This window comes from Ensifer sp. Root558 (assembly GCF_001427045.1).
Taxonomy (GTDB): Bacteria; Pseudomonadota; Alphaproteobacteria; order Rhizobiales; family Rhizobiaceae; genus Ensifer; species Ensifer adhaerens.
Window position 1 is genome coordinate 43,650 of record NZ_LMGC01000003.1, and the last position, 24,962, is coordinate 68,611.

The following is a 24,962-nucleotide window of genomic DNA, read 5'->3' on the forward strand; positions in this document are numbered from 1 at the left end:
GGACGGGCCGTTCGGGTCGCGTCCAGGGGAAAGTCGAAGCGATGCTAGTGAAAGCCCAAAGCCTTTTCAATGAATATCAGGGGGTTTTACCCAGGCCTGCCTGTAGCGAAATGTTGCATGATTGCCGCATAGCCGCTGGCAAACACGGTGCCGCAGGGCTTCGAACCCCAGCCAAGGGATGAAAACCCAGCGTTTCTCATGCAAGGAGAATGGCTTGGGCCCACGGATCGGGCCGACATGCTGCATGATGCGGCACAGGGAGGTTGGTGGTGCGTTCGTTTTCTCTTGCGGGCTCGGAGAGGCCCTGGGGCCGCATCGCTGCGACGCTTCTCCTGGCGGCCACCCTTGCGGCCTGCGCCGGACGCCCCGTGGGCGTGCTCGTCCCTTCGGGCACGACGGGTGGCGCCTCCAAGGTCGATCTGCTGGTCGCAACCACCCGTGCCCCCTCCACCGAGCCGGGCGTGCTTTTTAGCGGCGAACGCTCAGCCGAGCTTTCGCTGACGGAAATTGCCGTCTCCATTCCGCCGGAAAAGAACCGCAAGGTCGGCCAGGTGCAATGGCCGACGAAGCTTCCCGCCAATCCGGAGCGGGATTTCTCCACCGTCAGCGTCACGCCGCTCAATCAGGGCAACGACGTGCAGAACTGGGTGAAAGGTCATCTGCCGAAAACCCGGCGCGTACTGATCTTCGTTCACGGCTTCAACAACCGCTACGAAGACGCCGTTTATCGTTTCGCCCAGATCGTGCACGACAGCGGCACCGATGTCGCGCCCGTCATCTTCACCTGGCCCTCGCGCGCCAGCATATTCGACTACAATTACGACAAGGAAAGCACCAACTATTCGCGCGACGCGCTGGAGGAACTGCTGCGGCGTGCCTCAAGCAATCCTGCTGTCGGCGAAATCACCGTCATGGCCCATTCCATGGGGTCGTGGGTGACGGTCGAGGCACTGCGCCAGATGGCGATCCGCGACGGACGCATCGCGCCCAAGATCACCGACGTCATCCTGGCGTCGCCCGACCTCGACGTCGACGTCTTCGGCCAGCAGATCCGCGCCATGGGTACGAAGCGCCCGAAGTTCACGCTGTTCGTATCGCGCGACGACCGGGCGCTGACCTTGTCGAGGCGTATCTCCGGCAATGTCGACCGCCTCGGCCAGATCGACCCGACCGCCGAGCCCTATCGCACGCAACTGGAACAGGCCGGCATCAGCGTCATCGATCTGACAGCGCTGAAGGGCGGCGACAAGCTCAACCACGGGAAGTTCGCCGAAAGCCCCGAAGTCGTGCGCCTGCTTGGCAACCGGCTGATCGCCGGCCAGACCGTGACCGATTCCGATGTCGGTCTCGGCGAACGCATCGGCGCCGTCACGCTCGGCGCCACGCAGACGGTCGGCAATGCCGCGAGCCTGGCGGTTTCGACGCCGATCATGATCTTCGATCCCAACACCCGCAGGAACTACGACGGGCAGCTGCGGCGTCTCGGCCAATCGATGGAAAACACCGTCGGCTCGGCAGTGACCCCTTGGACACCGCCGGAAAGCGGGGGAGCCGCGAAAAGCAACACCCCCGACCGTCACTCTCGTTAGACGGGCAGCTCGCGCCGCTCGGCTTCCGTCACCATCGCGAGGTCGAGCACTTTCTGCAGGTTCGCCGCATGGCGGAACCCGGGCTCCTCCGTCTTGCCCTTACGGACGGCGGCCACGAAGCGCTCGTAGTTCGTCGCGACGGTGCCCGCATCGACATCGCGCCAGGTCGCGGTTTCGACGTCCGCCCCGAGGCAGGCGCGCAGCGTCGATCCATCGGGCGTGTGCACCACTTCGAGGGCACCCTTGTCGCCGTGTAGCCTCAGCCGGAGCTCGTTCAGATGCCCGGTCGCCCAGCGGCTGGCATGGACGACGCCCATGGCGCCGTTGCCGAACTCGGCCGTCATGACGAAGCTGTCATTGGCGTCGAGATCATACTCGCCGATGCGGTTATCAGGCGCCTTGTCGAAGGTCTTCAGCCGCGCGAAGACCCGGGCGGCGTCCGTGCCCGCGCCATAGCCGGCAAAGTCGAGAATGTGGATGCCGACATCGCCGAGCACGCCGTTCGAGCCGTGCTTCGTCGAGAGCCGCCACAGCCATTGCGATTCCGTCGCCCAGTCGCCCCAGGCCTTGGAAACGAGCCAGCTCTGCAGATAGGACGCTTCGAGGTGGCGCAGCTTGCCGACCTCGCCGGCAAGCACCATTGCGCGTGCCTTCTGCAGCGGCGCGACGTTGCGGTAGGTGAGGTTGACCATGGTCACAAGGCCGGAACGCTCGGCCGCTTCCGCCATCTCTGCCGCCTTGGCATAATTCTCGGCGAGCGGCTTTTCGCACAGCACATGCTTGCCGGCGGCAATGAGCGCCAGCGTCGTCGGGTGATGCGCCTTGTCGGGCGTCACGTTCGTCGCCGCATCGAACTTGCCCCAGGCGATCGCCTCGTCGAGCGAGGTGAAGGTCGCGGCAATGCCGTGCTTGTCGGCAAAAGCCTTGGCCCGGGCGGGATCGACATCGACAGCGCCGACCATCTCGACGCCTTCGATCTTGGTAAAGGCCTGGGCATGGCTGTTTGCCATGCCGCCGGTTCCTACAATGAGAAGACGCATGATGCTCACCTGTATCCTGCTTCGCCGGCCTGGTGCAGCCTGGGGCCGCGCTCGACGATCGGCTCCAGCGCCTTTTCGACCGGTACGTTTGGTGCGTCGTGGATCGCCGTGTAGCGGTTGTCGGCGTTGTAGGCCCACTTCACCGAATTGCGCAGCACCTTCTGGACATTGCCGTCGTGATAGGTCGGGTAGGTTTCGTGGCCGGGACGGAAATAGAAGATGTTGCCGGCACCGCGGCGCCAGGTCAGCCCCGAGCGGAACACTTCGCCGCCGGCAAACCACGAGATGAAGACGGTTTCGAGCGGCTCCGGCACCGAGAACTGCTCACCGTACATTTCCTCGTTCTCGAGCACGAAGTTCTCCTCGATGCCTTCGGCGATCGGGTGACGCGGATTGATCGCCCAGACGCGCTCACGCTCGCCTGCTTCGCGCCATTTTAGCGCGCAGGGCGTGCCCATCAGCCGCTTGAAGATCTTGGAGAAGTGGCCGGAGTGCAGCACGATCAGGCCCATGCCCTCCCAGACGCGCTTGGCAACGCGCTCGACGATCTCGTCGCTGACGGCGCCGTGGTCCTTGTGGCCCCACCAGAGAAGCACATCGGTGTTGGCAAGGCGCTCGACGCTCAGGCCATGTTCCGGCTCCTGCAGCGTCGCCGTCGTCGCCTCGATCGCAGCTTCCGTATTCAGCGCCGCCGCGATCGTATTGTGCATCCCGTTTGGATAGATGCTGCGGACGATTTCGTTGGTCTGCTCGTGAATATTCTCGCCCCAAACAACTGTTCTGATAGGCACGGCCATTCTCCTTGCGTGTTCGCCCGTTACGGGCCTGTCGTCTTACGATAGATGGGGCCGCCAGGAATTGGCGACCCCGAAGCTCTGGGTGTCTTCAGTTTGATCGGGGTCTGGTCAGGCAGCCCCTTTCATGGGTGCGCGGCCGAGAGCCTGCCCCGATGCATCGAAGCGGTGGATGCTGCCGCCGAGCGGCGAGATGTGAATTGTCTCACCCGGCCGGTGATGCGAGGTGCCACCTTCCCGGACGATGACCGGTTCGCCAGCGCCGATATCGAGATAAATGTAGCTGTCGGACCCCAGCATTTCGGAATGCACCACCGTTCCCGACCATTGACCCCCACTCGCCTTGATCTCCAGATGCTCCGCTCGGATGCCGATCGTATGGGCATCGTAGGGCGCAGCCAGTGCGCCGGACAGAAAGTTCATCTTCGGCGAACCGATAAAGCCGGCGACGAAGACGGAGTTCGGGCTTTCATAGAGTTCGAGCGGCGTGCCGATCTGTTCGACCCGGCCATCCCGTAGCACGCAAATGCGATCGGCCAGTGTCATCGCCTCGACCTGGTCGTGGGTGACATAGATCATCGTCGTCTTGTGCATGCTGCGATGCAGCTTGGCGATCTCGATGCGGGTCGCAACGCGCAGCGCCGCATCGAGATTGGAGAGCGGCTCGTCGAAGAGAAAGACCTTGGGATCGCGCACGATAGCCCGGCCGATCGCCACGCGCTGGCGCTGGCCGCCGGAGAGCTGCCGCGGCAGCCGCTGCAGATAGGGCGTCAGCTGCAGCATCTCGGCTGCCGCCTCGACGCGCTTCTTGCACTGCTCCTTGTCCTTGCCGGCAAGCTGCATGCCGAAGGACATGTTCTCGAATACCGTCATATGCGGGTAAAGCGCATAGGACTGGAACACCATCGCGATGCCGCGCTTCGACGGCGTCAACTGGTTGACCACCTGGCCGTCGAAGGACAGCGTGCCCGATGAGATGTCTTCGAGCCCGGCGATCAGCCGCAGCAGCGTGGACTTGCCGCAGCCGGAGGGCCCGACAAAGACCATGAATTCGCCGGCCCGGATATCCATGCTGACGCCCTTGATCACCTCGAAGGCGCCGAAGGACTTGCGGATGTTGCGCAATTGGAGCTCTGCCATATTTTCTCCCCTTATCCTTTGACGCCGCCGGCGGTGAGCCCGGAGATGATCCGCCGCTGAAAGATCAGCACGAGAACAACCAGTGGCACGGTGACGATGATCGATGCGGCCATGATGTTGCCCCACGGAATTTCGTACTGGCTGTTTCCCGAGAGCAGCGCGATCGCGACCGGCACCGTGCGCTGGCTGTCCGATGAGGTGAAGGTCAGCGCGAACAGGAACTCGTTCCAGGCGGCGATGAACGCGAGCAGCCCCGTCGTCACCAGCGCCGGCCACATCAGCGGCATGAACACGCGGGTGATGATCACCCAGGGTGTGGCGCCATCGACGATCGCCGCTTCCTCGATCTCCACCGGCAGATCGCGCATGAAGGTGGTGAGCACCCAGACCGTGAACGGCAAGGTGAAGATCATGTAGGAAAAGATCAGCGCCAGGGGCGTGTTGAAGATGCCGACCGAGCGGATGAGTTCAAAGAGGCCGGCAAGCACCGCGATCTGCGGAAACATCGACACCGACAGGATCGTCAGAAGCAGGAGCCCGCGACCGCGGAACCGCACTCGCGCCAACGCATAGGCAGCGGTGACGGCCAGGAGCAACGACACGGCAACGACGATCGTTGCGACCAGCAGCGAATTGGCGAGATTGCGCAGGAAGCCGCTGCTGGTGACGATGCCCGCGTAGTTGTCGAAGGAGATCTCGGTCGGCCAGTAGTCGACCCGGAACAGCGCCGTCCCGGATTTAAAGCTCGTCAGCACCGCATAGTAGAACGGGAAGACGGCCATGATGATGATGGCGGCAACGAGGGCGTAGAACGCCGTGCGCTTGGCAAGGGTGGCAACCATCAGCGCTCTCCTTCGAGATTGACGCGGCCGAACCACATGTAGGCGACGGTGATCGCCGCGATGATCAGGAACAGCATCGTCGAGGCCGCGGCGCCATAGGCGAACTTGTCGAAGTCAAACAGGTTTTCGCGCGCGAGCACCGACATCGTCTTGGTCTTCGCGTTGTTGGGCGTCAGCACATAGATGAGATCGAAGATGCGCAGCGCATCGAGCATGCGGAAGATCACCGCCACCATCAGCGCCGGCCGGATCAAGGGCAACGTCAACCGCCAGAAGACCTTGAGCGGATGCACGCCATCGATCTTGGCCGCCTCATAGATATCCGACGGTACCATCTGCAGGCCGGCCAGCATCAGGAGCGCCATGAACGGCGTCGTCTTCCAGACGTCGACGATCAAAACGGCGACCATCGCGGTCTCCGGATTGGCGGTCCAGGCGACCTTCTGGCTGATGAGGCCGAGGCCGAGCAGAAGATCGTTCAGGATGCCGAACTGATCGTTGAGCATCCAGGCCCACATCTTGGCGGACACGATCGTCGGGATCGCCCAGGGAATCAGGATTGCGGCGCGCACCAGCCCGCGGCCCGGGAAATTCGCATTCAGGACCAGCGCGACGATCAGGCCGAGCACCGTCTCGATGGTGACGGAAACGGCCGAGAACTTCAGCGTGTTCCAGACGGCGTTCCACCAGGCCGGATCGGCAAGCAGGCCGTTATAGACGGTGCGCCCGCTCTTCAGCGTGATCCAGGAAAGGTAGTTCTTGAAGCCGACGAACTCGGCGCCTTCGAGGTTGGTCAGCGACGCATTGGTGAAGCTGAAATAGACTGTGCGAATGAGCGGCCAGCCGGCGACGAGTGCCAGCACCAGAAGCGTCGGTGCGAGAAAGATCCAGGCGGAGCGGATGCGCTCGGCGTTGAGATCGGAGCGGATCCGGGCCTGCTGCCCAAGGGCGGAAGGCGGGTCTGCGACGGAAATGTCGGTCATGTCTGTACTCACCCTTGCCATTCGGCGCACGGCGGAGCGGTTGATCGGAGAGAAAAGGCGGTGGCTCGGTGGAGCGAAGGGAGGCTTGACAAGCACTCCCCTCGCCCCCGGGAGGATCACCAGTTGTCGCCCTTCATCTCGGTGAGTTCGACTTCGAGCAGTTCAAGATTTTCCGCTGCCGTGCCGTTGCCGGAAAGCGAGTTGTGCACCGCGTTCCAGAACTTGGCGGAAACCTCGTTGTATTTGACCTTGGTGACGGCCGACGGGCGCGGCACCGCGCTTTCGAAGATCGGTTTCCAGGCCGGCATGAACGGCTGGGCCTTGGCGACCTCCGCATCGTCGTAGAGTGCGGCAACCGTCGGCAGGTTCGAAAGCTCGATCGCCCGGCGCTTCTGCACCTCGGCGGACGACAGGAACTTGGCGAGCGCAATCGCCGCCTCCTGGTCGTCGGAATATTTGGAGACGGCGACGTTCCAGCCGCCGAGCGTCGAAGACGGCTGGTCACCATCGGTGGCCGTCGGCAGCGGCGCGACGGCAAACTTGCCCTTCACAGCGCTGTCATCGCCATTGCCGAGCGCATAGGCATAGGGCCAGTTGCGCATGAAGACGGAATTGCCGGTCTGCCAGACCCCGCGCGATTCCTCCTCCTGATAGGCAAGCACGCCCTGCGGCGAGATCGTGCCGACCCATCCCTTGATCCGGTCGATTGCGGCGGCCGCCTTCTCGTTGTTGATCGAGATCGTGCCGTCGGGCTCGACGATCTGGCCACCGCCCGACGACTTGACCCATTCGAGTGCGTTGCAGGTCAGGCCCTCATAGGCATTGCCCTGGAAGACATAGCCCCAGAGATCGGCTTGGCCGGCGGCCCGCTCCTTCTCCTGGATTTCCTTGGCGGTCGCAGCCAGCTCGTCCCAGGTCTTCGGCGGCGTCTTGCCGTATTTTTCGAGCAGGTCCTTGCGATAGAACAGTGCCGGTGCATCGGTGAAAACCGGCAAGGCCACGAGGCGACCGTTCACCGTCTGCGAAGCGATGATCGACGGGAAGTGCTGGCCAACAACGTCCTTTGCCGCCTCCGTCAGATCGACGAACTGGTCGGCCAGTTGCGGCGCCCAGACGACATCGGTCTGGTAGACGTCGACATCCTTGTTTCCGGCGGCAAGCCACAGCCGGTACTGGCTGAACTGCTCGCTGCTCGATGGCGGCATGGTGACCAGGCTCACCTTGTGCCCGGTCTGCTTCTCGAAAATGTCCAGCTGTTCGCGAATGAAATGGACGTTCTTCCCGGTCGTGTTGGCGGCGAGCGAAAGCTCGGCGGCGCCAGCCGTCCCGGCTGCAACGATTGCGGCACAAAAACTCAGCACATTGAGCGTGGTTGTCATTGGGTCGACTCCTCCTGTTCCCCCTCCCACCGCACGAAAGCTCCTCGGCAAATTCGAAAGCGGTTTGGATAAGAAAAAGTTGGCAGAAGACGGAAAAACTGTCAATCCACACACTTAGAAAAGTCCATTTGGCGTGGATTATTACAAATAATCGTTATTTTTCAACAAAATAGCAATGGGAGAAAAAAATCGACCGCCCCTCACAGAGCCCCATAAAATCAAAGGGGAACTGTATTAATTTAAAACGGTTTGGTAAAATACATACCCGGCCTGTAGAACCTAGCGTCCCCGACAAACCGATTGTTACGGGCAGCGAAGGTGTATATTTCTGGGACCGGGCTAGGCTTGAGGAAACGCATTTCGAATGAAGCTGAGGGAGTTCGCACAACAACTGGGGCTTTCGCCGACGACGGTCAGCCGGGCGCTGAGCGGTTATCCCGAAGTCAGCGAAAAGACGCGCAAGCGCGTGGCCGAAGAGGCAACCCGCCTTGGCTATCGTCCGAACATCAATGCGGTGCGGCTCGCCACCGGTCGGGCCGGCGCGATCGGCGTGGTCATGGGCCGCTCCGGCGAGTTCCATTTTTCCGAGTTCATGGGTGGCCTGGCCGAACGGCTCGGCACCGAGGATATCGACATTCTCGTCAGCCCAATGGACGACAAGAACCCCACGGGCGAAATCCAGCTCTATAGCCGGCTCGCCGTCAGCGGCCGCGTCGACGCCGTGATCGTACACTCGCCCGAACCGAACGACGAGCGCATCGCCCTCCTCCACAAGCTCGGCATGCCCTTCCTCGTGCACGGGCGCTCCGATATCGACGTGCCGCACGCCTGGCTCGACATCGACAACGAAGGCGCGATCCGCCGCGCGACCTCGCATCTCATCGATCTCGGCCATCGCCGCATCGCCATGATCAACGGCCGGCAGGGCCGCACTTTCTCGCTTCACCGCGACAAGGGGTACCGCGACGCGCTGCAGGCGCGCGGCATCGCCTTCGATCCGCGCCTCGTCGCCCATGGCAACTTTACCGACGAACTCGGCTTTCGCTTCGCGCGCTCGTTCCTGGAGCAGACGCCTCGCCCGACCGCCTTCGTTGCCGGCTCGATGATGACAGCGCTCGGCATCTACCGGGCAGCACGGTCCATCGGCCTGGAGATCGGCCGCGAGGTCTCGGTCATCGCCCATGACGACGTTTTCCCTTACCTCACGGCCGACAACATGGTTCCGTCGCTCTCGGCGACACGCTCTTCGATGCGGGCGGCGGGCGCGCGCTCGGCCGACCTCGTGCTGCAGCTTCTCTCAGGCCGGCCGACCGAAGAGGTTCACGAACTCTGGCCGGTGGAACTGATCCTCAGGGAATCGACCGCGCCACCGCAGGGCGCTTGAGGACAGGCGCTGCCGACCGCTTCAGTGGAAGGTCGACTTGGAAAAGAGATTGAGGACCACCACGCCTGCTATGATCAGCCCCAGTCCGAGGATCGCCGCCAGATCGAGCTTCTGCCCGAAGGCGAAGTAACCGACGAGCGAAATGAGCACGATGCCGAGCCCGCTCCACACCGCATAGGCGATGCCGACGGGGATGAAGCGCAGCGTGTAGGACAGGAAGAAGAAGGCGATCGCATAGCAGACCACCATCATCACCGTCGGCCCCAGCCGGGTGAAATGCTGTGCGGCCTGCATCGCCGAGGTGCCGAGCACTTCGAAGACGATGGCTGCAACCAGGACGGTATAGAGCATGGCGGGGTTCATCGGGGACTCCATTCCGGACCAGAGCAGTTCCAGGAAAAGTGCAAAGCGGTTTTCCGTCCGGAACTGCGTGATTTCAAAGACTTAGATCACTCCAGTGTTTCGATAAAACGATGAAGTTATCTATTGCGCCGAAAGCGCCTTGAGATTTTCAACCAGACCGACCCGCGCCTCCGCATCGAGGTCGTGGCTCTGCATCAGATCCGCGAGCCAGACGCCGTCGCAGGCGAAACGCGCAAGCACGCAGCCGGTCGAACCGTCCGTCTCCGCAAACTCCGCCGATCGCCGGCCGACCCAGTCGCGCCAACGGCTCTTCAGATGCGGCTCGGCAATCAGCGCGATGGTCAGCATGCGCCAGCCCGGCACGTCTGTTGCCGGATCGAGCGCGAAGCAGACATCGATATAGGCGCGGGTGAAGCGCCCCTTCGCCACCGGATCGCGCGCCATCGCCGCCTCGATCTCGCGATCGAACCGTGTCACCAGGTCGTCGAACAGCCCGTCGAGCAGCGCGAGCTTGTTCGGGAAATGGTGCAGCAGCCCGCCCTTGCTGACCCCGGCTGCCTGCGACACGGCATCGAGCGTGATGCCAGCCACGCCCTGCTCGTGCGAAAGGCGTGCGGCAACCTCCAGCAATTGATGGCGCACCTGTTCCGGCTGTTTCTTGCGACGATGAGCTTCGGTCATGCACCCATAAAGATACCGTCTGGACGGTTTGTCAAGAGAAGTGTTGTTTGACCGCGATGAAACGCCGCAAATTCCGCGTTCTGAAAACCGTTGTCCGCCCGGTCGCGGCGCGCTAGGACCGAACGAACGAAGGACGCAGAGCATGGCGGAACCGGAAACCACGACCCTCTACGAAGCCATCGGCGGTGACCCGACGGTCCGCGCCCTGACGCGCCGTTTCTATGAGCTGATGGACACGTTGCCAGAAGCGGCGCGCTGCCGTGCCGTGCATCCGCCCGATCTTTCCGGAAGCGAAGAGAAGTTTTACGAGTACCTGACCGGCTGGCTCGGCGGGCCGCCCATCTATGTCGAAAAGCGCGGCCATCCGATGCTGCGCCGTCGCCATTTCGTCGCCGAGATCGGGCCTGAGGAACGGGACGAGTGGCTGCTTTGCTTTACCCGCGCGCTTGAGGAAACGATCGACCATCCGAAGCTCCGGCAGATCATCCTCGACCCGATCACCCGCCTCGCCCTTCACATGCAGAACAAGGAATGACCATGTCGCACAGCGGATTTCGCGCCACGACGCTATTTGTTGCCGGTTTGATGGGCCTGACCGGCGTCGTCAGCGCGGCCGCCGCTTCGCATGGCGACGACCCGAGGCTGCTTGCCGGCATTTCGGCGATGTGCCTCGCCCACGCCCCGGCGTTGGTGGCGCTCTACGCCGCCTGGCCGCACTTTCGAACGGCGGCCGTTGCCGCGCTCCTGATCGCGGCTGGCACGGCGCTGTTTTCGGCCGATCTCGCCATGCGCCATGTTGCAGGCCATGGTCTCTTCCCGATGTCCGCTCCGCTCGGCGGCACGACGATTATGGCGGGGTGGCTCGCCGTTTCGCTCGGCGCCTTCCTGCCGAAGAAGACGGCCTGACCCCAAAACAATCCGCCTCCCGGAGAGGTCCATCCGGGAGGCGAATAACACGCAAAATCAGGATCATATGTCCGCGCCGGCGCGCGGATCAGGCGCCTTCAACGGCCGAAAAACCCTCGAACTTCGGCGGACCGAGATACATCGCCCTGTTCTCGCCGGCGTTCTTGTGGGCCGCGCGAAAATTCTCCGACTTGGTCCAGGCTGAAAACGAATCCTTGTCCTTCCAGACCGAGTTCGAGACGAAGAGCGTGTAGCCCTCCTCCGGCACGCTGTCGCCGCGCAGCAGATGGAAGGAAACGAAGCCGGGCATTTCGGAAAGGCTGGAATCGCGCCCCTTCCACACCGCTTCGAAAGCCTCCTCGTGGCCGATGGCGATACGAAAACGGTTCATGGCAACAAACATCTTGGTCTCCTAGGTCCTTTCGCCGATACGGCGAAACGATCTGAATCTTTAAACGGACGCAACCCCGCACGGAAAACCGCTTCGCACTTTTCCTGGAATTGCTTCCTAGCTTACGCATTTCCGGACGGAAAACCGCTTCGCACTTTTCCTGGAATTGCTAGGCACTTTCCTTCTTGAGGGCGGCATCGCTTGTGGCCCGTGGAAAGGCGAGGATAGTTCCTTCCTTCGGCTCCGCAAGCCCGAACGGGTCGCGCACCGGCGGGCGCGCCTGCCAGGTGGGGAACTCGGCGACGTTGGTATTCTCTTCCACCATCCGCGCCCGTCGCGTCAGGATCTCGTAGAGCTCGGGCACCAGGCCGTCGCCCTGCTGGGCCGCCAGCTTGTGCAAGCCGATCATCATGGCGAGGTCGGGACGTTCTTCGTTCATTGCAAATTCTCGTCTTGTCTTTCAGAGGATTAGCGCTCGTTGCGGCTGGTGGTCAGGTCCTGGAGCGCGCGTTCCAGGCTCGACTTCGAGCCGTTGCGCAGCGGCACGAAGGCCTTGCCCCACTTCTTGCAGCCGGTCTTCACGCGAAGACATGCGTCATGGCTGATGCAGTCGATCGGGCAGAAGACGCAATCGACAGACGGCAGCACGCGGTCGATACGCGAAACGGCCTCACGCAGGCCACCGTCGTGGTGCAACAACTCGGCGCCGAAGGAGCTGGCGATTTCGCGCAAGTGCGCCACCTGGCAATCACGGCCACCGACATACAGGAAGCTGCGCCCTTCGAGCGTCGCCTTGCCGGCCTCCTGGCGGGCCTCGACCGGTTCCGAACCCGAGCGACCCTTGCCGTTCTTCGCCGCATTCTGGTGACGCTTGCCGCGCATGCAATCTTCTCCGTCTGGTCGCGCAACAAGGGCCTTCGTCAGGCAGCCGGTCGCATCGGGATATCCTCTCGACACACACCCTTCGGCTGCGTGACGAGGGCAACCTATTAAACTTGATAAACAGAGTAAAGTATAAACAGGAGTTTTCTAATCATATTTTTTCTTGCAGCTTCTGCGCGAATCCCACCAGCAAGGGGAGAAGGTCAGCGGACGGTCGCAACCATCGGCACGATGAAGGATTCGGAGCTTGGCGCTCCGGCCGGAAACGCCGGGAATGGCGCAGCGCGGCGAACCGCATCGATGGCGGCCTCGTCGATCGCCGGCGAGCCGGAACTGCCCGCGAGGCTGACACGCGTCAGGTTTCCATTCGACGTCAAGGTGAAACGAACGGTCGCCGTGCCGGATACGCCGTCGCGTCTTGCAGCCGACGGAACCTTGAACCGGCGTGTGATCCGCTTGCGGATCTTGCCGCCATAGTTCTCCATGTTGGCGTTGCCGACCTCGGACGCGCGGCTGTTGCCATTCGCAGCGGACGAACTGCCATTCTCCTGGCCGTCCTGCTTGCCCTTGACCTGATTTTGCGCCTGCTCGCCCTGATCGCCCGCCTTCTTGCGGGTGACCTTCTTCTTTTTCACCGGCTCCTTCTTCGGCTCCGGCTTTTCGACCTTTTCCTTCTTCGGCTCCTCGGGCTTTTCTTCCGGCACGACAGTCTCGACCGGCGCGACGCTCGCCGTCACCACAGCCTCGGCGACTTGCAGGGTAGGCATTTCCTCGGCCGGCAGGATCACGTCTGCCTCCGTCGCCGTCAGGTCGTGGGGTTGCTCTGCAGCGATCTCCTGCGTGGGGGCAACATCCTCGACCGGCTGGATCTCGGCGGGCTGAACCTCCTCGGGCAGATCTTCCGTGGGCTCGACGATTTCGGACACTTCACCCGACTGAAGCGTTTCCTCGAATGCATCGCCGAGAAGCGCCACTTCGACGCTTTCGCCACCCTGGATCAGATCCAGTTGCGTCTCGGGCGGGCTGCTACCAAACAGCGTCGCGAGCACGACGCCGTGGGTTGCAAGCGATAAGACGGCGGCCCCGCTCCAGATGACGATACGCTTCATTTCAGCCTTACCTTCGTCGCACCAGGGCGACGCAAACCTCATGCTCGGATTGCCGGACGCGCTAAGCCCCAGTCCCGCTCACCCCTTGAGTTCGACCGCCGACTTAGAGCCGGTCTTGATCCCGCTCATGCAGGCGCCCGGCTGAACCCCGTCGCCGACACAGGCCGGCGCGTCGTTGATCAGCAGGCTCTTCACCGCATCGCAGTTGGTGCCGGGCAGATCGAACTGGCGAACCTTGGTCTTGCCGGCGGGAAGGTCGCGGAAATCGAGCACGGCCATGCGTTCGACCAGCCCCTTCTGGTCGAAAATGACGAACTCGAAGGAAACCTTGCTCAACGACTGCGCGAATTCGTTGCCGGCAACGAAGGTGAGCTTGCAGCCCTTCTGGGACGGCGCCACCTCGTTGAGCTCGATGGTCAGCCCCCCAGCCGCTGCGGTCTCCTGCGCCTTGGCAGCGGTTGCGGCAACGAGAGCCGCAAGAGCAACGGAAACAATCGGAAGGCTGGGAAACTTCATGACGACACCACTCCAAAGGATCGAGCACACCACCGAACGCCGGCCGCACGCCCTTGTCCACAACCCGGCAGCAACTAACTTGAGTTTATAAGTCCGGTATTGCGTCCATAAATAAATATGAGTAATGAAGTCAAGATAGTAATCGAATTGCACGGCGGGAAATGCGGGGAAATCAGCGCGGCCTGCCCACTCGAAACGGCCGAAACACAGTGACCAACGACAACAATCTCGCACGCCCCTCGGAGCCTCCGGTGCTGACCGGACGGGCGCAACGGATCATCGAAAGTCGCGAGCTCTTCGGCACCGAAAACGAGATTCTCATTTCCCACGACGGCGCGATCTACCGCATGAAGATCACCCGCCAAGGCAAGCTGATCCTGAACAAATAGGCAGATGAAAATGACCGAGAGCCTTCGCCCCACTCCCGTTGAAATCCGCGCCTACCGCGCTGAAAACCCGAAGTTGCGCGAGCGTGATATCGCAGCCCAGCTCGGCGTTTCCGAAGCCGCGCTGGTCGCTGCCGAATGTGGGCTGACCGCCGTTCGTATCGATGCCGACGCCAACCGCTTCCTGTCGCGCGTCGAAGAGCTCGGTGAAGTCATGGCGCTGACCCGCAACGAAAGCGCCGTCCACGAAAAGATCGGCGTCTACGAGAAGATCACCACCGGCGAGATGGCGAGCATCATACTTGGCGAACAGATCGACCTTCGTGTTTTCCCGAGCGCCTGGGCACACGCCTTCGCCGTGACGAAGACGGACGACAAGGGCGAAGTCCGCAAGAGCCTGCAGTTCTTCGACAAGTGGGGCAACGCCGTGCACAAGGTACATCTGCGCGCCGCATCGAACGACGCAGCCTACGAAAAGCTCGTCGCGGATTTCCGCCTCGACGATCAGACGCAAGAGTTTGTCGCCGACACCAGCGTTCAGCCGACCGACGACAAGCCGGAAACCGTCGTGGACGTCGTCGAGCTGCGTGAGCGCTGGACGAAGATGACGGACACCCATCAGTTCCACGGCATGTTGCGCAAGCTGAAGATCGGCCGCCGCCAGGCGCTGAGCAACATCGGCGACGATTTCGCCTGGCAGCTCGACCCGCAGAGCGTCGAAGCAATGATGCGGGCAAGCGCCGAAGTCGAACTGCCGATCATGTGCTTCGTCGGCAACCGCGGCATGATCCAGATCCATTCCGGCCCGATCGCCAAGATCGCGACGATGGGCCCCTGGCTCAACGTCATGGATCCAACCTTCCACCTGCATCTGCGCACCGACCACATTGCCGAGCTCTGGGCCGTGCGCAAGCCGACAGCCGACGGCCATGTCACCTCGATCGAGGCGCTCGACGCCAAGGGCGAAATGATCATCCAGTTCTTCGGCAAGCGCAAAGAGGGCCTGGCGGAACGTCCCGAATGGCGCTCGATCGCCGAAGGCCTGCCGCGCCTCGATACGACGGTTGCCGCCTGAGCGAGAGAATAGGATACGCAAGATGATCAACGGTCTCGACTTCCGTCGCCTTCGCCGCTCGGGGCTGGCGCTCGGCGCCTTCGCCCTTTCGGCGACCTTCCTGCTGCCGGCAGTGGCACCCGATGCCCCCGCCTTCATCCGGACGGCCATGGCCGAGGACACGCAGAAGGCCGACGTCTCGCGCGTCGTTTCGGTCGGCGGCGCCGTCACCGAGATCATCTATGCGCTCGGCGAAGAAGGCCGTCTCGTCGGGCGTGATTCCACCAGCACCTATCCGGAAGCAGCAAAGACGCTTCCGGATGTCGGTTATATGCGCCAGCTCGCGCCCGAAGGCATCATTGCGGTCAATCCGAGCGCCATCGTCGCAGTCGAAGGCAGCGGCCCGCCGGAGGCGCTGGCGGTGCTGAAGGAGGCCAACATCGCCTTCACCAGCGTGCCCGAGACCTTCGACAAGGCCGGCATTCCCACCAAGATCCGCGCCGTTGGCGCTTTTCTCGGCGTCGAGGACAAGGCCGAAACGCTCGCCAAGAGCGTCGAAGCCGACCTCGATGCAGCCGTGGCGGAGGGTGCCGCGCGCGCCGACGGTGAGCGCAAGCGCGTGCTGTTCATCCTGAGCACCCAGGGCGGCAAGGTCATGGCCTCCGGTCAGGGTACCGCCGCCAACGGCATCATCGAACTCGCCGGCGCGGTGAACGCCGTCGGCACCTTCCCCGGTTACAAGGCACTCACCGACGAAGCGATCGTCGAAGCCAAGCCCGACGTCATCCTGATGATGGATCGCGGTGGCGAACACGCCGCCAAGGCGGAAGAACTCTTCGCCATGCCGGCATTGAGCCTGACCCCTGCTGCCCAGAACAAGGCGCTGGTGCGCATGGACGGCCTGCACCTGCTCGGCTTCGGCCCGCGCACAGCAAGCGCCGTTCGCGAACTGAATGCCGCCATCTACGGGAAGAAGGCCAATGCCTCGCAGTGAGGCATTGGGCCGCGGCATGCGCCTGACCGGATTGGCCGCCGACATCCGCAACGAATGGCGTGCCGGCAACCGCTCGCGGCTGGCCCGGCTTCTCGTCGTCGCCCTCGTGGTAATCGCCATCGCCACCTTCGTCGGCTCGATCATGACCGGCGCGGCCGACGCGTCGCTCGCCAATGTCTGGCGCTGGCTGATCGGCGAGGCCGACCAGGCCCTGAGCATTCGCGACCGCATCATCATTCTCGATATCCGGCTCCCTCGCGCCGTGCTCGGCATGCTCGTTGGCGCGTCGCTTGCGGTTTCCGGCGTGGTCATGCAGGGGCTCTTCCGCAATCCCCTGGCCGATCCCGGCCTCGTCGGCGTTTCCTCGGGCGCGAGTCTTGGCGCCGTGCTGCTGATCGTGCTTGGAACCGCCACCTTCGGGCCACTATTTGCCCTGTTCGGTTTCTATGCGCTGCCGGTCGCTGCCTTCTTCGGCGGCCTCGTCACGACGCTTTTGCTCTACCGCATTGCCACGCGCGGCGGGCGGACCTCGATCGCCACCCTGCTTCTGGCCGGCATCGCGCTTGGCGCGCTGACCGGCGCCGTCACGGGCGTGCTCGTCTTCATGGCCGACGACAAGCAATTGCGCGACCTCACCTTCTGGGGCCTCGGCTCACTTGCCGGCGCCAACTGGACGAAGATCCTGGCCGCGGCGCCGATCATTCTGCTTTCGCTCGCCGTCACCCCTTTTCTCGCCCGCGGCCTCAATGCGATCACGCTCGGCGAGGCGGCAGCCTTCCACATGGGCATTCCCGTCCAGCGGCTGAAGAACGTCGCGATCGTCAGCGTTGCTGCGGCGACCGGCGCGTCGGTTGCCGTCAGCGGCGGCATCGGCTTCGTCGGCATCGTCGTGCCGCATCTGCTGCGCCTTGTCATCGGCCCCGATCACCGCTACCTGCTGCCGGCCTCGGCTCTGCTCGGCGGCACGCTGTTGATCCTTGCCGACATGATCGCCCGCACCATCGTTTCCCCGGCGGAACTGCCGATCGGCATCGTCACCGCTTTTATCGGCGCACCGTTCTTCCTCTGGATCCTGCTGCGCGGCCGTTCGAACATGGGATTGTGAGCGAAGCCATGATCAACGTTTCCAATCTCTCCGTCCGCCTCGGCGGGCGACCGGTCATCCACGGCGTTTCGCTCGAGGCCCGACCCGGCGCGCTGACGGCGATCGTCGGCCCGAACGGCTGCGGCAAGACCACGACGCTGAAGGCCATTTCCGGAGAGCTTGCACCAGCAGGCGGGACGATCCGCATCAACGGCCGCGACCTGCGCGGCCTGAAGCCCTGGGAACTCGCGTCGATGCGCGGCGTGCTGCCGCAATCGACCGTCATCTCCTTCCCGTTCACGGTGCGAGAAGTGGTTCGGCTCGGGCTTGCCGCCGGCGCAAACGCCGACGCCGCCCTGCACGACCGGATCGCGGCGGAAGCGCTCGAAGCGGTCGATCTCGGCGGCTTTGCCGGGCGTTTCTATCAGGAGCTGTCCGGCGGCGAGCAGCAGCGCGTGCAGCTTGCCCGCGTGCTTTGCCAGATCTCAGAACCCGTTACCGATGGCCAACCGCGTTACCTTCTGCTCGACGAGCCCGTCTCCAGCCTCGATATCCGCCACCAGCTGGGCATCATGCAGCTCGCGCGCAACTTTTGCGAACGCGGCGGCGGTGTCGTCGCCGTCATGCACGACCTCAATCTGACCGCCATGTTCGCCGACCACATGGTGATGATGAAGGCCGGCAAGGTCCGCGCCAGCGGCGCGCCGGCCGAGGTACTGACGGACGAGACGATGGAAGCGGTCTTCGGCTGCCGCATGCGGGTGGGCGTGGCTCCGCCGGCGCCCGTGCCCTTCGTGCTGCCGCAAACCGCATCGCTCTGACGCCAGCGCACGTCCTCATTCTTCCGAGAGCCAACACCAAGATTTATCGAAACAATTTCCGCACTTGCGCGTTGTTCTCCCGAAGCGCCGGCGTGGGCCTGCAGTTGTGCCCGCCGGTTTGATCAGGAAGCGCCGACCGTTCGCGGCCGGCGCATGTGTGAAAGGGAGTATTCGTCATGGCGTCAGGCCTCTTCTCCGGTTCGAGCTCGCGTTCGACAAAAAGCAACGGCAAGCTCGCCGACATCTCCATCGAGGAACAACTGGGCGAATTGCGCAATGATGTGGCGACGCTTGTCGCCCTCTTGGCCGATCGCGGATCGACGGCTTCGCAGCAGGCGCGCAGCAAGGCACAGGATGCCCGCGAACAGGCTGAAGCGGGCCTCAGCGAACTGTTGGCAAGCGGTGAAGATCTGCTGGCCGAGCTTCGTGATCGCTACGCCGGCACGGAAAAGCAGGTTCGGCACGCCGTGCGCGAACATCCCGTCGCAACCCTCGGCGCCGCCGCCCTGATCGGTCTGGCCATAGCCGCGCTTCTTCGTCGCTGAAGAAGATGCAAGCCGTTGAGGCGGATGGGTTGCACCCATCCGCTGAGATCGAGGGGAAGATGATCGAGGGCAATTCATGGGACCATTGACGGCAGCCCTGACCGCGCTCATGAGCGCCGATATCGGCGCGGCCACTGCGCGCGTGAAACGCAACGCGATCTTGTGGGGCATTATAGGATTGCTGCTTGCCACGGCCTATGTCTTCGGCCTCGCAGCCGCGTTCCTGTATCTCAGCGCACTTTACAGTCCGGTCGCAGCCTCCGCCGCGATCGCGATCGCGTTTTTCGTGACCGCGCTGGTGCTGTTCGGCATCATGGCGATGCTGCAAGGACGCGACCGCCGCCTGGCCGAGGAGCGTCGCCGCCGCAGACAGATGCAAACAAACCTGACACTGCTTGCCGCGGCGGGCATCCTGCGCAAACAGCCGCTGCTTGCGGTCGCCACCGCTCTAGCGATCGGGGCACTCGTGGGAACTGGCAAACGGCGCGAGCGGCGACGGACGACTGACGATTAAGCACGGGCTTCCCAACCCGGTGCGGGCCTTTCCCTCCGAACGTTGGTGTCTGGCAGGAGAGCCTTGCGCGCTTGCGCCTTTCGGCCGTCCCGATTGCGATCAACGCCTTAAAGCGGCAGGCGAATGAGCGCAGTGACGCCTGCCGGCAGATATTCCACCTTGACCGAGCTGCCCAAGACCTTGTCGAGGCTCCGCTCGATCAGGATCGAGCCGAAGCCGCGCCGTTTTGGCTCGCGCACCGGCGGCCCGCCGACTTCGGTCCAGGTGAGATGCAGAACGTTGTCGCCATCCTCGATCATGTTGCGCGCCGTCAGAACCACCTTCCCCTTCGGCACCGACAGCGACCCATATTTGACGGCGTTGGTGGCAAGCTCGTGCAGAACCAGACCGAGGCCGACCGCCTGGTCAGGCCCGAGCGATATCTCGTCCTTGTGGATCTCGATCTGCTCGGCATAGCAGTTGACATGCGGCAGCAACTGCTTGGCGATGAGGTCGGCGAGCCGGATGGTGCCCCATTCGTGATCGGAAAGCAGGCCGTGCGCTTCGGAGATCGCCTGCAATCTCCCGGCAAAGGCGGTCATGAATTCCGCCGGATCGCTGGTCTGGCGCAAGGTCTGACGGGCCAGTGACTGCAGCATCGCGAGCGTGTTCTTGACCCGGTGGTTGAGCTCCTTCAGCAACAGCCGCGTGCGCTGTACCGACGCCTGCTGGTCGGTGACATCGATCGTGACGCCGATGAACGTCAACGGATTGCCCTTGCTGTCGCGATCATGCACGCGGCCGCGCCCGAGCAGCCAGCGGCCGGTGTCGCCGACGCGGAACATGCCGTCGTACTCGTCGTCGGCCTTCATCGCCTGGCGTAACTTGGAAAAAGTCGCGCCGCGATCGTCGATATGGATCGCTCCGAAGATCTCGCGGGCGCCGACGAAGCTGTCGGCCGGCAGTCCGAACATGCGTTTCATCGCGCTGTTACCGGCAATGACCCCGGAGCGGATATCCCACAACCAACTGCCGATGTTCGCTGCTTCGAGCGCCATTGCGTGGCGCTGCTCCTCGCGTGACAGCGCCGCCTCTTTCAGCGCGCGCCGGCGCGCTTCGTCCTTGATCTTGAAGAGGGAAGCGGCCAGCCCGGCGAGCCGGCTCAGCTGGTCCATCAGCGCCTGTGGCACGTCGGCGCGCGGCTTGTCGTCGAGAACGCAGACCGTGCCGACGGCCTGCCCGTCGAGCATGATCGGCGCGCCGGCATAAAATCGCAGGAACGGCGGCCCTACGACCCGCGAACGTCGCATGAACCGCGGATCAGTCGACGCGTCGAGCACGACGAGACTGGCGTCGGCTTCGGCCGCCACTTGCACGCAGAAGGACTCCTCCGACGACGCCCGGCTCTCCGTGGTTCCGACGGCCGCTTTGAACCATTGCCATTCGCGGTCGATCAAGGTCACCAGCGCAATCGGCGCGTCGAACAGGCCGGCCGCAATTTCAACGATGCCGTCGAAGTCCCGATCCGGCACCGCCATGTCGGGCACGGTCGCGTGCAAGACGCTCAGACGTTCAGGCGCGTCGAGCAGCGTCATGACGGGCGGGTCTGTCCTTTCAGTCCTCATGCGCATTCGGTCTCAATTCCCAATCTGAGCGGCTTGGGGAGCCCTTGCAGGCTGCACCCGCATCTCGCTCGGTTCTGGGCATATCGACCCAAAATCGTCATGATTTGCGCTCTGCCTCCACCACCCGCCTGCCCCCTCGGGCACAGGCGTCAGTGAAAGCAGGACACCGCCGCTTTTGCAACGGTGTCCGGCTCGAAACTTTCCTCAGGAAACAAAGGCGCGCGACGTGATCGGGGCCGACGTCTCGTCGGGGCCGTAGTCGTTTTCGCCCTTCACCTGAAGAATGTCCTGCAAGCGCTGGCGCGCGCGGTTGACACGGCTCTTGATCGTTCCGAGCGCGCAGCCGCAGATCGTGGCCGCTTCCTCGTAGGAAAAGCCGGAAGCGCCCACGAGGATGATCGCTTCACGCTGGTCGGGCGGCAACATCTCCAGCGCCTTGCGGAAATCCTGCAGGTCCAGCGAGCCGTATTGTTCAGGATGATGGGCGAGAGACTCGGTGAAATGTCCGTCGCTGTCCTGAACTTCGCGTCCGCGCTTGCGCATCTGGCTGTAGAGTTCGTTGCGCAGGATGGTGAAGAGCCAGGCCTTCATGTTGGTGCCCATCTCGAAGTGGTCCTGCTTCGCCCAGGCCTTCATGATCGTGTCCTGAACCAGGTCGTCGGCACGGTCGTGACGTCCGATCAGCGACATGGCGAAGGCACGCAGACTCGGCAACGCGGCCAGCATCTCACGCTTGAAATCATTCTTTTCGGATGACATTCCGGTACTTACTCCCTGCCCTGCAGCGCCGATTGCTGCTCGGCCGCGTCGAGTTTTTCCAGAAGATCGAGAAAACGCGCGGGTATCGCCTCTTCCTGCACGGACTGATAGAGCGCCTTCAGCTTCGCTGCAATTTGCGCATTTGGATCTTCTGTCCATAAGGTCGTGCCGGTGGTCCGCCCTGCCCCTGTTTTATGTTTCATTTTCAAACTGTCGCCTTCAAGTGTCGAAATCGCCAAAACTGTCCATAGCCGCCATAACGCTGTTGAAAATTGAAATGTTCCCTCGCGGAACCTTTTTTTACGCGGAGCGTTCTCGCAACGTCACCGTAAAACGATTTTCGAGGGAGTTCCTCTATGACTTTGTCCACGCGGATCGCACCGCTCCTGCCGTATCTGCGCCGCTACTCACGCGCGCTAACCGGCTCGCAGACATCAGGCGACGCCTATGTTGCCGCCGTTCTCGAAGCGCTGATCGCCGACACGTCGATTTTCCCCGAAGCAAGCAATGATCGCGTTGGCCTGTTCCGCCTGTTCACCTCGCTCTTCGGCTCGTCGTCCGTGCTCGTGCCTGAACCAGTTTCTCCGTTTGCCTGGGAGCAGCGCGCGTCGATCAATCTCGCAACCGTCTCGCCGCTTGCCCGCCAGGCATTCCTTCTGGTCTCGGTCGAAGGCTTCCGGCCGGAGGAAGCGGCCGAAGTTCTCGATGTCAGCATCGACAAGGTCGGTGGCCTGCTCGATCGCGCCTCGCAGGAAATCTCGCGCCAGGTCGCGACCGATATCATGATCATCGAGGACGAACCGCTGATCGCCATCGATATCGAGCAGATGGTCGAGAGCCTTGGCCATCGCGTCACCGGGATCGCCCGCACGCGCGACGAAGCGATCGCGCTCTACAAGAAGACACGGCCGAGCATGGTGCTTGCCGATATCCAGCTTGCCGATGGCAGCTCCGGCATCGACGCGGTCAACGACATCCTGAAGACGAGCGCCATTCCGGTGATCTTCATCACCGCCTTCCCGGAGCGGCTCCTGACCGGCGAACGGCCGGAACCGACCTTCCTGGTCACCAAGCCGTTCAACCCGGACATGGTCAAGGCGCTGATCAGCCAGGCTTTGTTCTTCAACGAATCCACCAAGGCGGCGGCCTGAGCGCGACTGCATGTTCCCCTCGACTGTAAGCGGTCGAGGGGGCATGCGCCGATCCAGATCTTGCAGCGGCCCGCGTCTTACGGCGCGTAGGCCGCTGCAGGTCGTTTCGGGAGTTGTTTGGCAAGATTGCCGGAACGTCCCGACGAGAACTCTCTGAGCTGACATCAGCAATTTCGTCACTGGACCTGCGCATTCACCGGCGGCTTCTGCCAATCTGCGCGTACCACCACACTTGGCCAGGTTTCTCGCAAAGGAAGCCCCCTGAAAACACAACAGCCAGTGCCGAGGGAAGGCACTGGCTGGTATGTGCAACTCACTCGGGGAGTGTGAGTTGTAGGCCGGCGGTCTGCCTCCGGCGCCGCGTTGGGGGCTATGCGCGCCACCGTCCGGTCAACAACAGAATGCGCGACACGGAAAAAGGTTCCATGACCCCGCAACAACCTTTTCGGCAGCAGCCGTCACGCCATCTTGTCGAGCTCGTCACGGTGGCGATAGAGCGCCAGGAAGCGGCGATAGTCGCGATCATAGGCGTCGCGAACCGCGGTGTTCGGCAGGCGCTCGTGCCCACCTGACGCCATTTCGGCGCCGGCCGCGGCGAGATCCGCGTGCATGCCGCCGGCAACCGCTGCCGCCATTGCCGTTCCGAGCAGGACGGCATCCGGCGCTTCCGGCGCCACAACCCGGCAGCCGGTAACGTCACAATAGAGTTCCATGAGCAGCGCATTGCGCACGTGGCCACCGGTGACGTGCAGTGTGTCGAGTTGGTAGCCGACCTCGCGCATCATCTCCAGGATATGGCGGATGCCGAGCGCGATCGCGACGCAGGTGCGCCAGTAGAGCCGGCAGAGCGCGTCGAAGGAGGAATCAAGCGGCAGGCCGCTGATGACGCCGAGGCCATGCGGATCGGCGAGCGGCGAGCGGTTGCCGTGGAAATCCGGCAAGACATGCAGGCGATCGGCAAAGGCCGCGCCCTGCTCGGCGCGCAGTTCCTGCACCCGGGCGATGATCCGGCCATGGGTTTCAGCGGTCGGTTCGAGACCGCCGCCATGGAGCCGCACGATATGGTCGAGCAGCGCGCCGGTCGCCGATTGCCCGCCCTCGATCAACCAGGCGCCGGGCAGCACCGCCTCGTAATAGGGGCCCCACATGCCGAAACCCGGCTTCATGTCCTTGGAAAAGGCGACGATGCAGCTCGACGTGCCGGCAATCAGGGCCAGCTGTTTTTCGAGCTTCTCCGGCTTGCCGATGAAGCCGCCGACGACGCCGAGCGCGCCGGCATAGGCATCGATCATGCCGGGGGCTACCTGGCAGGCCTCGTCGAGGCCAAGCTCGGCGGCGGCCGCAGCGCTCAGACGGCCGACGGAGCTTCCGATCGGCAGGGTCTCTTCCGGCAGCCCGCCGTGCTCAATGAGATCCTCGAGCCCGATCTTTGCGAGATAGTCCGGCTGCCAGCCGCGCTTCTCATGCGCCAGGTAATTCCACTTGGCCGTCAGCGTGCAGCGCGAACGCGCAGCACTGCCGGTCGCCCGCCAGGAAAGATAGTCGGCAAGATCGAAGAAGAAGCCGGCCTTCTGCCATTGCTGCGGCAGATTGCGCTTCAGCCACATGAGCTTCGGCATTTCCATTTCCGGCGACATCACGCGGCCGGAGAAGTCGAGCACCGGATGGCCGGTCGCCGTGCAAAAATCCGCCTCGGCGAGCGCCCGGTGATCGAGCCAGACGATCGTGTCCCAGCGCGCCTCACCCTTGCGATTGACCGAAAGCGGCTTGCCCTCGCGGTCGCGCACCACCAGCGAGCAGGTGGCATCGAAGCCGATCGCTCCAATATCCTCCGCAGCGATCCCGGCCTTTTCCTTCGCCGCTTTGACGGCGCCGCAGACGGCGCGCCAGATATCTTCGGAATCGTGCTCGGCGTGGTTTTCTTCCGGCCGGTTCATGGCGATCGGCAGGTCGGCACGCGCAAGCAACCTGCCCTTGCCGTCAAAAATACCGGCGCGCGCACTGCCGGTACCGACATCGACCGCAACGACGAATTCACGCATCAAAGAAAG

At 63.1% G+C, this 24,962-nt stretch carries 29 protein-coding genes; 12 read left to right on the forward strand and 17 right to left on the reverse strand.

Annotated features, from left to right (window positions below; genetic code table 11):
* The first annotated feature begins 314 nt into the window (after nt 1-314).
* Nucleotides 315-1,589, forward strand: coding sequence for an alpha/beta hydrolase (locus ASD63_RS07090; RefSeq protein ID WP_234798763.1), 1,275 nt, complete (start codon nt 315-317; stop codon nt 1,587-1,589).
* Here ASD63_RS07090 and ASD63_RS07095 read toward each other — a convergent pair.
* The 6 genes from ASD63_RS07095 to ASD63_RS07120 all read right to left on the reverse strand — a co-directional run bounded on the left by ASD63_RS07095 (nt 1,586) and on the right by ASD63_RS07120 (nt 7,767).
* Nucleotides 1,586-2,629 carry a Gfo/Idh/MocA family oxidoreductase gene (locus ASD63_RS07095; protein WP_034794226.1) on the reverse strand — a complete coding sequence of 348 codons (1,044 nt, stop codon included), beginning with the start codon at nt 2,627-2,629 and terminating at the stop codon, nt 1,586-1,588. The genes ASD63_RS07090 and ASD63_RS07095 overlap by 4 nt on opposite strands.
* A 5-nt stretch (nt 2,630-2,634) precedes the next feature.
* Nucleotides 2,635-3,420 (reverse strand): ThuA domain-containing protein, encoded by a 786-nt coding sequence (locus ASD63_RS07100; RefSeq protein ID WP_034794228.1) that lies wholly within the window; start codon nt 3,418-3,420, stop codon nt 2,635-2,637.
* 114 nt (nt 3,421-3,534) lie between these two features.
* Nucleotides 3,535-4,563, reverse strand: coding sequence for an ABC transporter ATP-binding protein (locus ASD63_RS07105; RefSeq protein WP_034794003.1), 1,029 nt, complete (start codon nt 4,561-4,563; stop codon nt 3,535-3,537).
* A gap of 11 nt (nt 4,564-4,574) precedes the next feature.
* Nucleotides 4,575-5,405 (reverse strand): carbohydrate ABC transporter permease, encoded by an 831-nt coding sequence (locus ASD63_RS07110; protein WP_034794005.1) that lies wholly within the window; start codon nt 5,403-5,405, stop codon nt 4,575-4,577.
* Complete coding sequence (locus ASD63_RS07115) at nt 5,405-6,388, reverse strand: sugar ABC transporter permease (RefSeq protein WP_034794007.1); 984 nt, start codon at nt 6,386-6,388, stop codon at nt 5,405-5,407. Before ASD63_RS07115 ends, ASD63_RS07110 begins: the two co-directional genes overlap by 1 nt.
* A gap of 116 nt (nt 6,389-6,504) precedes the next feature.
* Entirely contained in the window at nt 6,505-7,767 is a 1,263-nt protein-coding gene (locus ASD63_RS07120; RefSeq protein WP_051659303.1) for an ABC transporter substrate-binding protein, read from the reverse strand.
* Nucleotides 7,768-8,131: 364 nt separating this feature from the next.
* Between ASD63_RS07120 and ASD63_RS07125 the strand changes: the two genes are divergently transcribed.
* Nucleotides 8,132-9,151, forward strand: coding sequence for a substrate-binding domain-containing protein (locus ASD63_RS07125; RefSeq protein WP_060528922.1), 1,020 nt, complete (start codon nt 8,132-8,134; stop codon nt 9,149-9,151).
* Between the two features lie 21 nt (nt 9,152-9,172).
* Here ASD63_RS07125 and ASD63_RS07130 read toward each other — a convergent pair whose 3' ends face one another.
* Together ASD63_RS07130 and ASD63_RS07135 are read right to left on the reverse strand one after the other, a co-directional pair.
* On the reverse strand, nt 9,173-9,514 hold the full coding sequence (locus ASD63_RS07130; protein ID WP_034794243.1) for an SMR family transporter: 342 nt from the start codon (nt 9,512-9,514) through the stop codon (nt 9,173-9,175).
* Nucleotides 9,515-9,634: 120 nt separating this feature from the next.
* Nucleotides 9,635-10,195, reverse strand: a complete 561-nt coding sequence (locus tag ASD63_RS07135; protein WP_060528923.1) for a TetR/AcrR family transcriptional regulator — start codon at nt 10,193-10,195, stop codon at nt 9,635-9,637.
* 142 nt (nt 10,196-10,337) lie between these two features.
* Here ASD63_RS07135 and ASD63_RS07140 point away from each other — a divergent pair, with 142 nt between their 5' ends.
* Together ASD63_RS07140 and ASD63_RS07145 are read left to right on the forward strand one after the other, a co-directional pair.
* Nucleotides 10,338-10,730 carry a group II truncated hemoglobin gene (locus ASD63_RS07140; RefSeq protein WP_034794012.1) on the forward strand — a complete coding sequence of 131 codons (393 nt, stop codon included), beginning with the start codon at nt 10,338-10,340 and terminating at the stop codon, nt 10,728-10,730.
* 2 nt (nt 10,731-10,732) lie between these two features.
* The gene (locus ASD63_RS07145; protein WP_034794246.1) at nt 10,733-11,101 is read left to right on the forward strand and encodes a DUF423 domain-containing protein; all 369 of its coding nucleotides are present in this window, start codon (nt 10,733-10,735) and stop codon (nt 11,099-11,101) included.
* Nucleotides 11,102-11,189: 88 nt separating this feature from the next.
* Here ASD63_RS07145 and ASD63_RS07150 read toward each other — a convergent pair whose 3' ends face one another.
* The 5 genes from ASD63_RS07150 to ASD63_RS07170 all read right to left on the reverse strand — a co-directional run bounded on the left by ASD63_RS07150 (nt 11,190) and on the right by ASD63_RS07170 (nt 13,999).
* Nucleotides 11,190-11,504, reverse strand: a complete 315-nt coding sequence (locus tag ASD63_RS07150) for an antibiotic biosynthesis monooxygenase (protein ID WP_034794014.1) — start codon at nt 11,502-11,504, stop codon at nt 11,190-11,192.
* Between the two features lie 157 nt (nt 11,505-11,661).
* Nucleotides 11,662-11,931: a hypothetical protein gene (locus ASD63_RS07155; RefSeq protein ID WP_034794016.1), complete on the reverse strand. Its 270-nt coding sequence runs from the start codon at nt 11,929-11,931 to the stop codon at nt 11,662-11,664.
* Between the two features lie 29 nt (nt 11,932-11,960).
* Nucleotides 11,961-12,374, reverse strand: a complete 414-nt coding sequence (locus tag ASD63_RS07160; RefSeq protein ID WP_034794019.1) for a DUF2325 domain-containing protein — start codon at nt 12,372-12,374, stop codon at nt 11,961-11,963.
* A gap of 203 nt (nt 12,375-12,577) precedes the next feature.
* Nucleotides 12,578-13,483 carry an energy transducer TonB gene (locus tag ASD63_RS07165; RefSeq protein ID WP_034794022.1) on the reverse strand — a complete coding sequence of 302 codons (906 nt, stop codon included), beginning with the start codon at nt 13,481-13,483 and terminating at the stop codon, nt 12,578-12,580.
* A gap of 78 nt (nt 13,484-13,561) precedes the next feature.
* The gene (locus tag ASD63_RS07170) at nt 13,562-13,999 is read right to left on the reverse strand and encodes a hypothetical protein (RefSeq protein WP_034794025.1); all 438 of its coding nucleotides are present in this window, start codon (nt 13,997-13,999) and stop codon (nt 13,562-13,564) included.
* A 161-nt stretch (nt 14,000-14,160) separates the two neighbouring features.
* On the opposite strand from ASD63_RS07170, the gene hemP reads away from it, so the two are divergent.
* From hemP to ASD63_RS07205, 7 genes are all read left to right on the forward strand, one after another.
* Entirely contained in the window at nt 14,161-14,388 is a 228-nt protein-coding gene (gene hemP, locus ASD63_RS33975) for a hemin uptake protein HemP (RefSeq protein ID WP_082566325.1), read from the forward strand.
* A 10-nt stretch (nt 14,389-14,398) separates the two neighbouring features.
* Entirely contained in the window at nt 14,399-15,460 is a 1,062-nt protein-coding gene (locus ASD63_RS07180; protein ID WP_060528933.1) for a hemin-degrading factor, read from the forward strand.
* Nucleotides 15,461-15,482: 22 nt separating this feature from the next.
* Nucleotides 15,483-16,433, forward strand: coding sequence for a hemin ABC transporter substrate-binding protein (locus ASD63_RS07185; protein WP_034794028.1), 951 nt, complete (start codon nt 15,483-15,485; stop codon nt 16,431-16,433).
* Complete coding sequence (locus ASD63_RS07190) at nt 16,420-17,538, forward strand: iron ABC transporter permease (protein ID WP_034794033.1); 1,119 nt, start codon at nt 16,420-16,422, stop codon at nt 17,536-17,538. Before ASD63_RS07185 ends, ASD63_RS07190 begins: the two co-directional genes overlap by 14 nt.
* 8 nt (nt 17,539-17,546) lie before the next feature.
* Nucleotides 17,547-18,338 (forward strand): heme ABC transporter ATP-binding protein, encoded by a 792-nt coding sequence (locus ASD63_RS07195; RefSeq protein ID WP_034794256.1) that lies wholly within the window; start codon nt 17,547-17,549, stop codon nt 18,336-18,338.
* A gap of 176 nt (nt 18,339-18,514) precedes the next feature.
* Nucleotides 18,515-18,883 (forward strand): DUF883 family protein, encoded by a 369-nt coding sequence (locus ASD63_RS07200; protein ID WP_034794036.1) that lies wholly within the window; start codon nt 18,515-18,517, stop codon nt 18,881-18,883.
* A 76-nt stretch (nt 18,884-18,959) separates the two neighbouring features.
* A complete protein-coding gene (locus ASD63_RS07205) occupies nt 18,960-19,397 on the forward strand; it encodes a hypothetical protein (RefSeq protein ID WP_034794039.1) in 438 nt (145 codons plus the stop codon).
* A 107-nt stretch (nt 19,398-19,504) separates the two neighbouring features.
* Here the strand turns inward: ASD63_RS07205 and ASD63_RS07210 are convergent, their stop codons facing one another.
* From ASD63_RS07210 to ASD63_RS07220, 3 genes are all read right to left on the reverse strand, one after another.
* The gene (locus ASD63_RS07210; protein ID WP_034794041.1) at nt 19,505-21,007 is read right to left on the reverse strand and encodes an HWE histidine kinase domain-containing protein; all 1,503 of its coding nucleotides are present in this window, start codon (nt 21,005-21,007) and stop codon (nt 19,505-19,507) included.
* Nucleotides 21,008-21,205: 198 nt separating this feature from the next.
* A complete protein-coding gene (locus ASD63_RS07215; RefSeq protein WP_034794051.1) occupies nt 21,206-21,760 on the reverse strand; it encodes an RNA polymerase sigma factor in 555 nt (184 codons plus the stop codon).
* An 8-nt stretch (nt 21,761-21,768) separates the two neighbouring features.
* Nucleotides 21,769-21,963, reverse strand: a complete 195-nt coding sequence (locus ASD63_RS07220) for a NepR family anti-sigma factor (RefSeq protein ID WP_034794063.1) — start codon at nt 21,961-21,963, stop codon at nt 21,769-21,771.
* 153 nt (nt 21,964-22,116) lie between these two features.
* On the opposite strand from ASD63_RS07220, the gene ASD63_RS07225 reads away from it, so the two are divergent.
* Nucleotides 22,117-22,911, forward strand: coding sequence for a response regulator (locus ASD63_RS07225; protein ID WP_034794073.1), 795 nt, complete (start codon nt 22,117-22,119; stop codon nt 22,909-22,911).
* A 458-nt stretch (nt 22,912-23,369) separates the two neighbouring features.
* On the opposite strand, the gene ASD63_RS07230 is transcribed toward ASD63_RS07225, so the two are convergent.
* The gene (locus ASD63_RS07230; RefSeq protein WP_034794075.1) at nt 23,370-24,953 is read right to left on the reverse strand and encodes an FGGY-family carbohydrate kinase; all 1,584 of its coding nucleotides are present in this window, start codon (nt 24,951-24,953) and stop codon (nt 23,370-23,372) included.
* Nucleotides 24,954-24,962 lie beyond the last annotated feature (9 nt).

Excerpts from the sequence above, each read along its gene's own strand:
- ASD63_RS07095 (WP_034794226.1), bottom strand. The coding sequence starts at position 2,629 with ATGCGTCTTCTCATTGTAGGAACCGGCGGCATGGCAAACAGCCATGCC.
- ASD63_RS07105 (WP_034794003.1), bottom strand. The coding sequence starts at position 4,563 with ATGGCAGAGCTCCAATTGCGCAACATCCGCAAGTCCTTCGGCGCCTTC.
- ASD63_RS07110 (WP_034794005.1), bottom strand. The coding sequence starts at position 5,405 with ATGGTTGCCACCCTTGCCAAGCGCACGGCGTTCTACGCCCTCGTTGCC.
- ASD63_RS07115 (WP_034794007.1), bottom strand. The coding sequence starts at position 6,388 with ATGACCGACATTTCCGTCGCAGACCCGCCTTCCGCCCTTGGGCAGCAG.
- ASD63_RS07120 (WP_051659303.1), bottom strand. The coding sequence starts at position 7,767 with ATGACAACCACGCTCAATGTGCTGAGTTTTTGTGCCGCAATCGTTGCA.
- ASD63_RS07125 (WP_060528922.1), top strand. The coding sequence starts at position 8,132 with ATGAAGCTGAGGGAGTTCGCACAACAACTGGGGCTTTCGCCGACGACG.
- ASD63_RS07130 (WP_034794243.1), bottom strand. The coding sequence starts at position 9,514 with ATGAACCCCGCCATGCTCTATACCGTCCTGGTTGCAGCCATCGTCTTC.
- ASD63_RS07135 (WP_060528923.1), bottom strand. The coding sequence starts at position 10,195 with ATGACCGAAGCTCATCGTCGCAAGAAACAGCCGGAACAGGTGCGCCAT.
- ASD63_RS07140 (WP_034794012.1), top strand. The coding sequence starts at position 10,338 with ATGGCGGAACCGGAAACCACGACCCTCTACGAAGCCATCGGCGGTGAC.
- ASD63_RS07145 (WP_034794246.1), top strand. The coding sequence starts at position 10,733 with ATGTCGCACAGCGGATTTCGCGCCACGACGCTATTTGTTGCCGGTTTG.
- ASD63_RS07150 (WP_034794014.1), bottom strand. The coding sequence starts at position 11,504 with ATGTTTGTTGCCATGAACCGTTTTCGTATCGCCATCGGCCACGAGGAG.
- ASD63_RS07155 (WP_034794016.1), bottom strand. The coding sequence starts at position 11,931 with ATGAACGAAGAACGTCCCGACCTCGCCATGATGATCGGCTTGCACAAG.
- ASD63_RS07160 (WP_034794019.1), bottom strand. The coding sequence starts at position 12,374 with ATGCGCGGCAAGCGTCACCAGAATGCGGCGAAGAACGGCAAGGGTCGC.
- ASD63_RS07165 (WP_034794022.1), bottom strand. The coding sequence starts at position 13,483 with ATGAAGCGTATCGTCATCTGGAGCGGGGCCGCCGTCTTATCGCTTGCA.
- ASD63_RS07170 (WP_034794025.1), bottom strand. The coding sequence starts at position 13,999 with ATGAAGTTTCCCAGCCTTCCGATTGTTTCCGTTGCTCTTGCGGCTCTC.
- hemP (WP_082566325.1), top strand. The coding sequence starts at position 14,161 with ATGCGGGGAAATCAGCGCGGCCTGCCCACTCGAAACGGCCGAAACACA.
- ASD63_RS07180 (WP_060528933.1), top strand. The coding sequence starts at position 14,399 with ATGACCGAGAGCCTTCGCCCCACTCCCGTTGAAATCCGCGCCTACCGC.
- ASD63_RS07185 (WP_034794028.1), top strand. The coding sequence starts at position 15,483 with ATGATCAACGGTCTCGACTTCCGTCGCCTTCGCCGCTCGGGGCTGGCG.
- ASD63_RS07190 (WP_034794033.1), top strand. The coding sequence starts at position 16,420 with ATGCCTCGCAGTGAGGCATTGGGCCGCGGCATGCGCCTGACCGGATTG.
- ASD63_RS07195 (WP_034794256.1), top strand. The coding sequence starts at position 17,547 with ATGATCAACGTTTCCAATCTCTCCGTCCGCCTCGGCGGGCGACCGGTC.
- ASD63_RS07200 (WP_034794036.1), top strand. The coding sequence starts at position 18,515 with ATGGCGTCAGGCCTCTTCTCCGGTTCGAGCTCGCGTTCGACAAAAAGC.
- ASD63_RS07205 (WP_034794039.1), top strand. The coding sequence starts at position 18,960 with ATGGGACCATTGACGGCAGCCCTGACCGCGCTCATGAGCGCCGATATC.
- ASD63_RS07210 (WP_034794041.1), bottom strand. The coding sequence starts at position 21,007 with ATGCGCATGAGGACTGAAAGGACAGACCCGCCCGTCATGACGCTGCTC.
- ASD63_RS07215 (WP_034794051.1), bottom strand. The coding sequence starts at position 21,760 with ATGTCATCCGAAAAGAATGATTTCAAGCGTGAGATGCTGGCCGCGTTG.
- ASD63_RS07220 (WP_034794063.1), bottom strand. The coding sequence starts at position 21,963 with ATGAAACATAAAACAGGGGCAGGGCGGACCACCGGCACGACCTTATGG.
- ASD63_RS07225 (WP_034794073.1), top strand. The coding sequence starts at position 22,117 with ATGACTTTGTCCACGCGGATCGCACCGCTCCTGCCGTATCTGCGCCGC.
- ASD63_RS07230 (WP_034794075.1), bottom strand. The coding sequence starts at position 24,953 with ATGCGTGAATTCGTCGTTGCGGTCGATGTCGGTACCGGCAGTGCGCGC.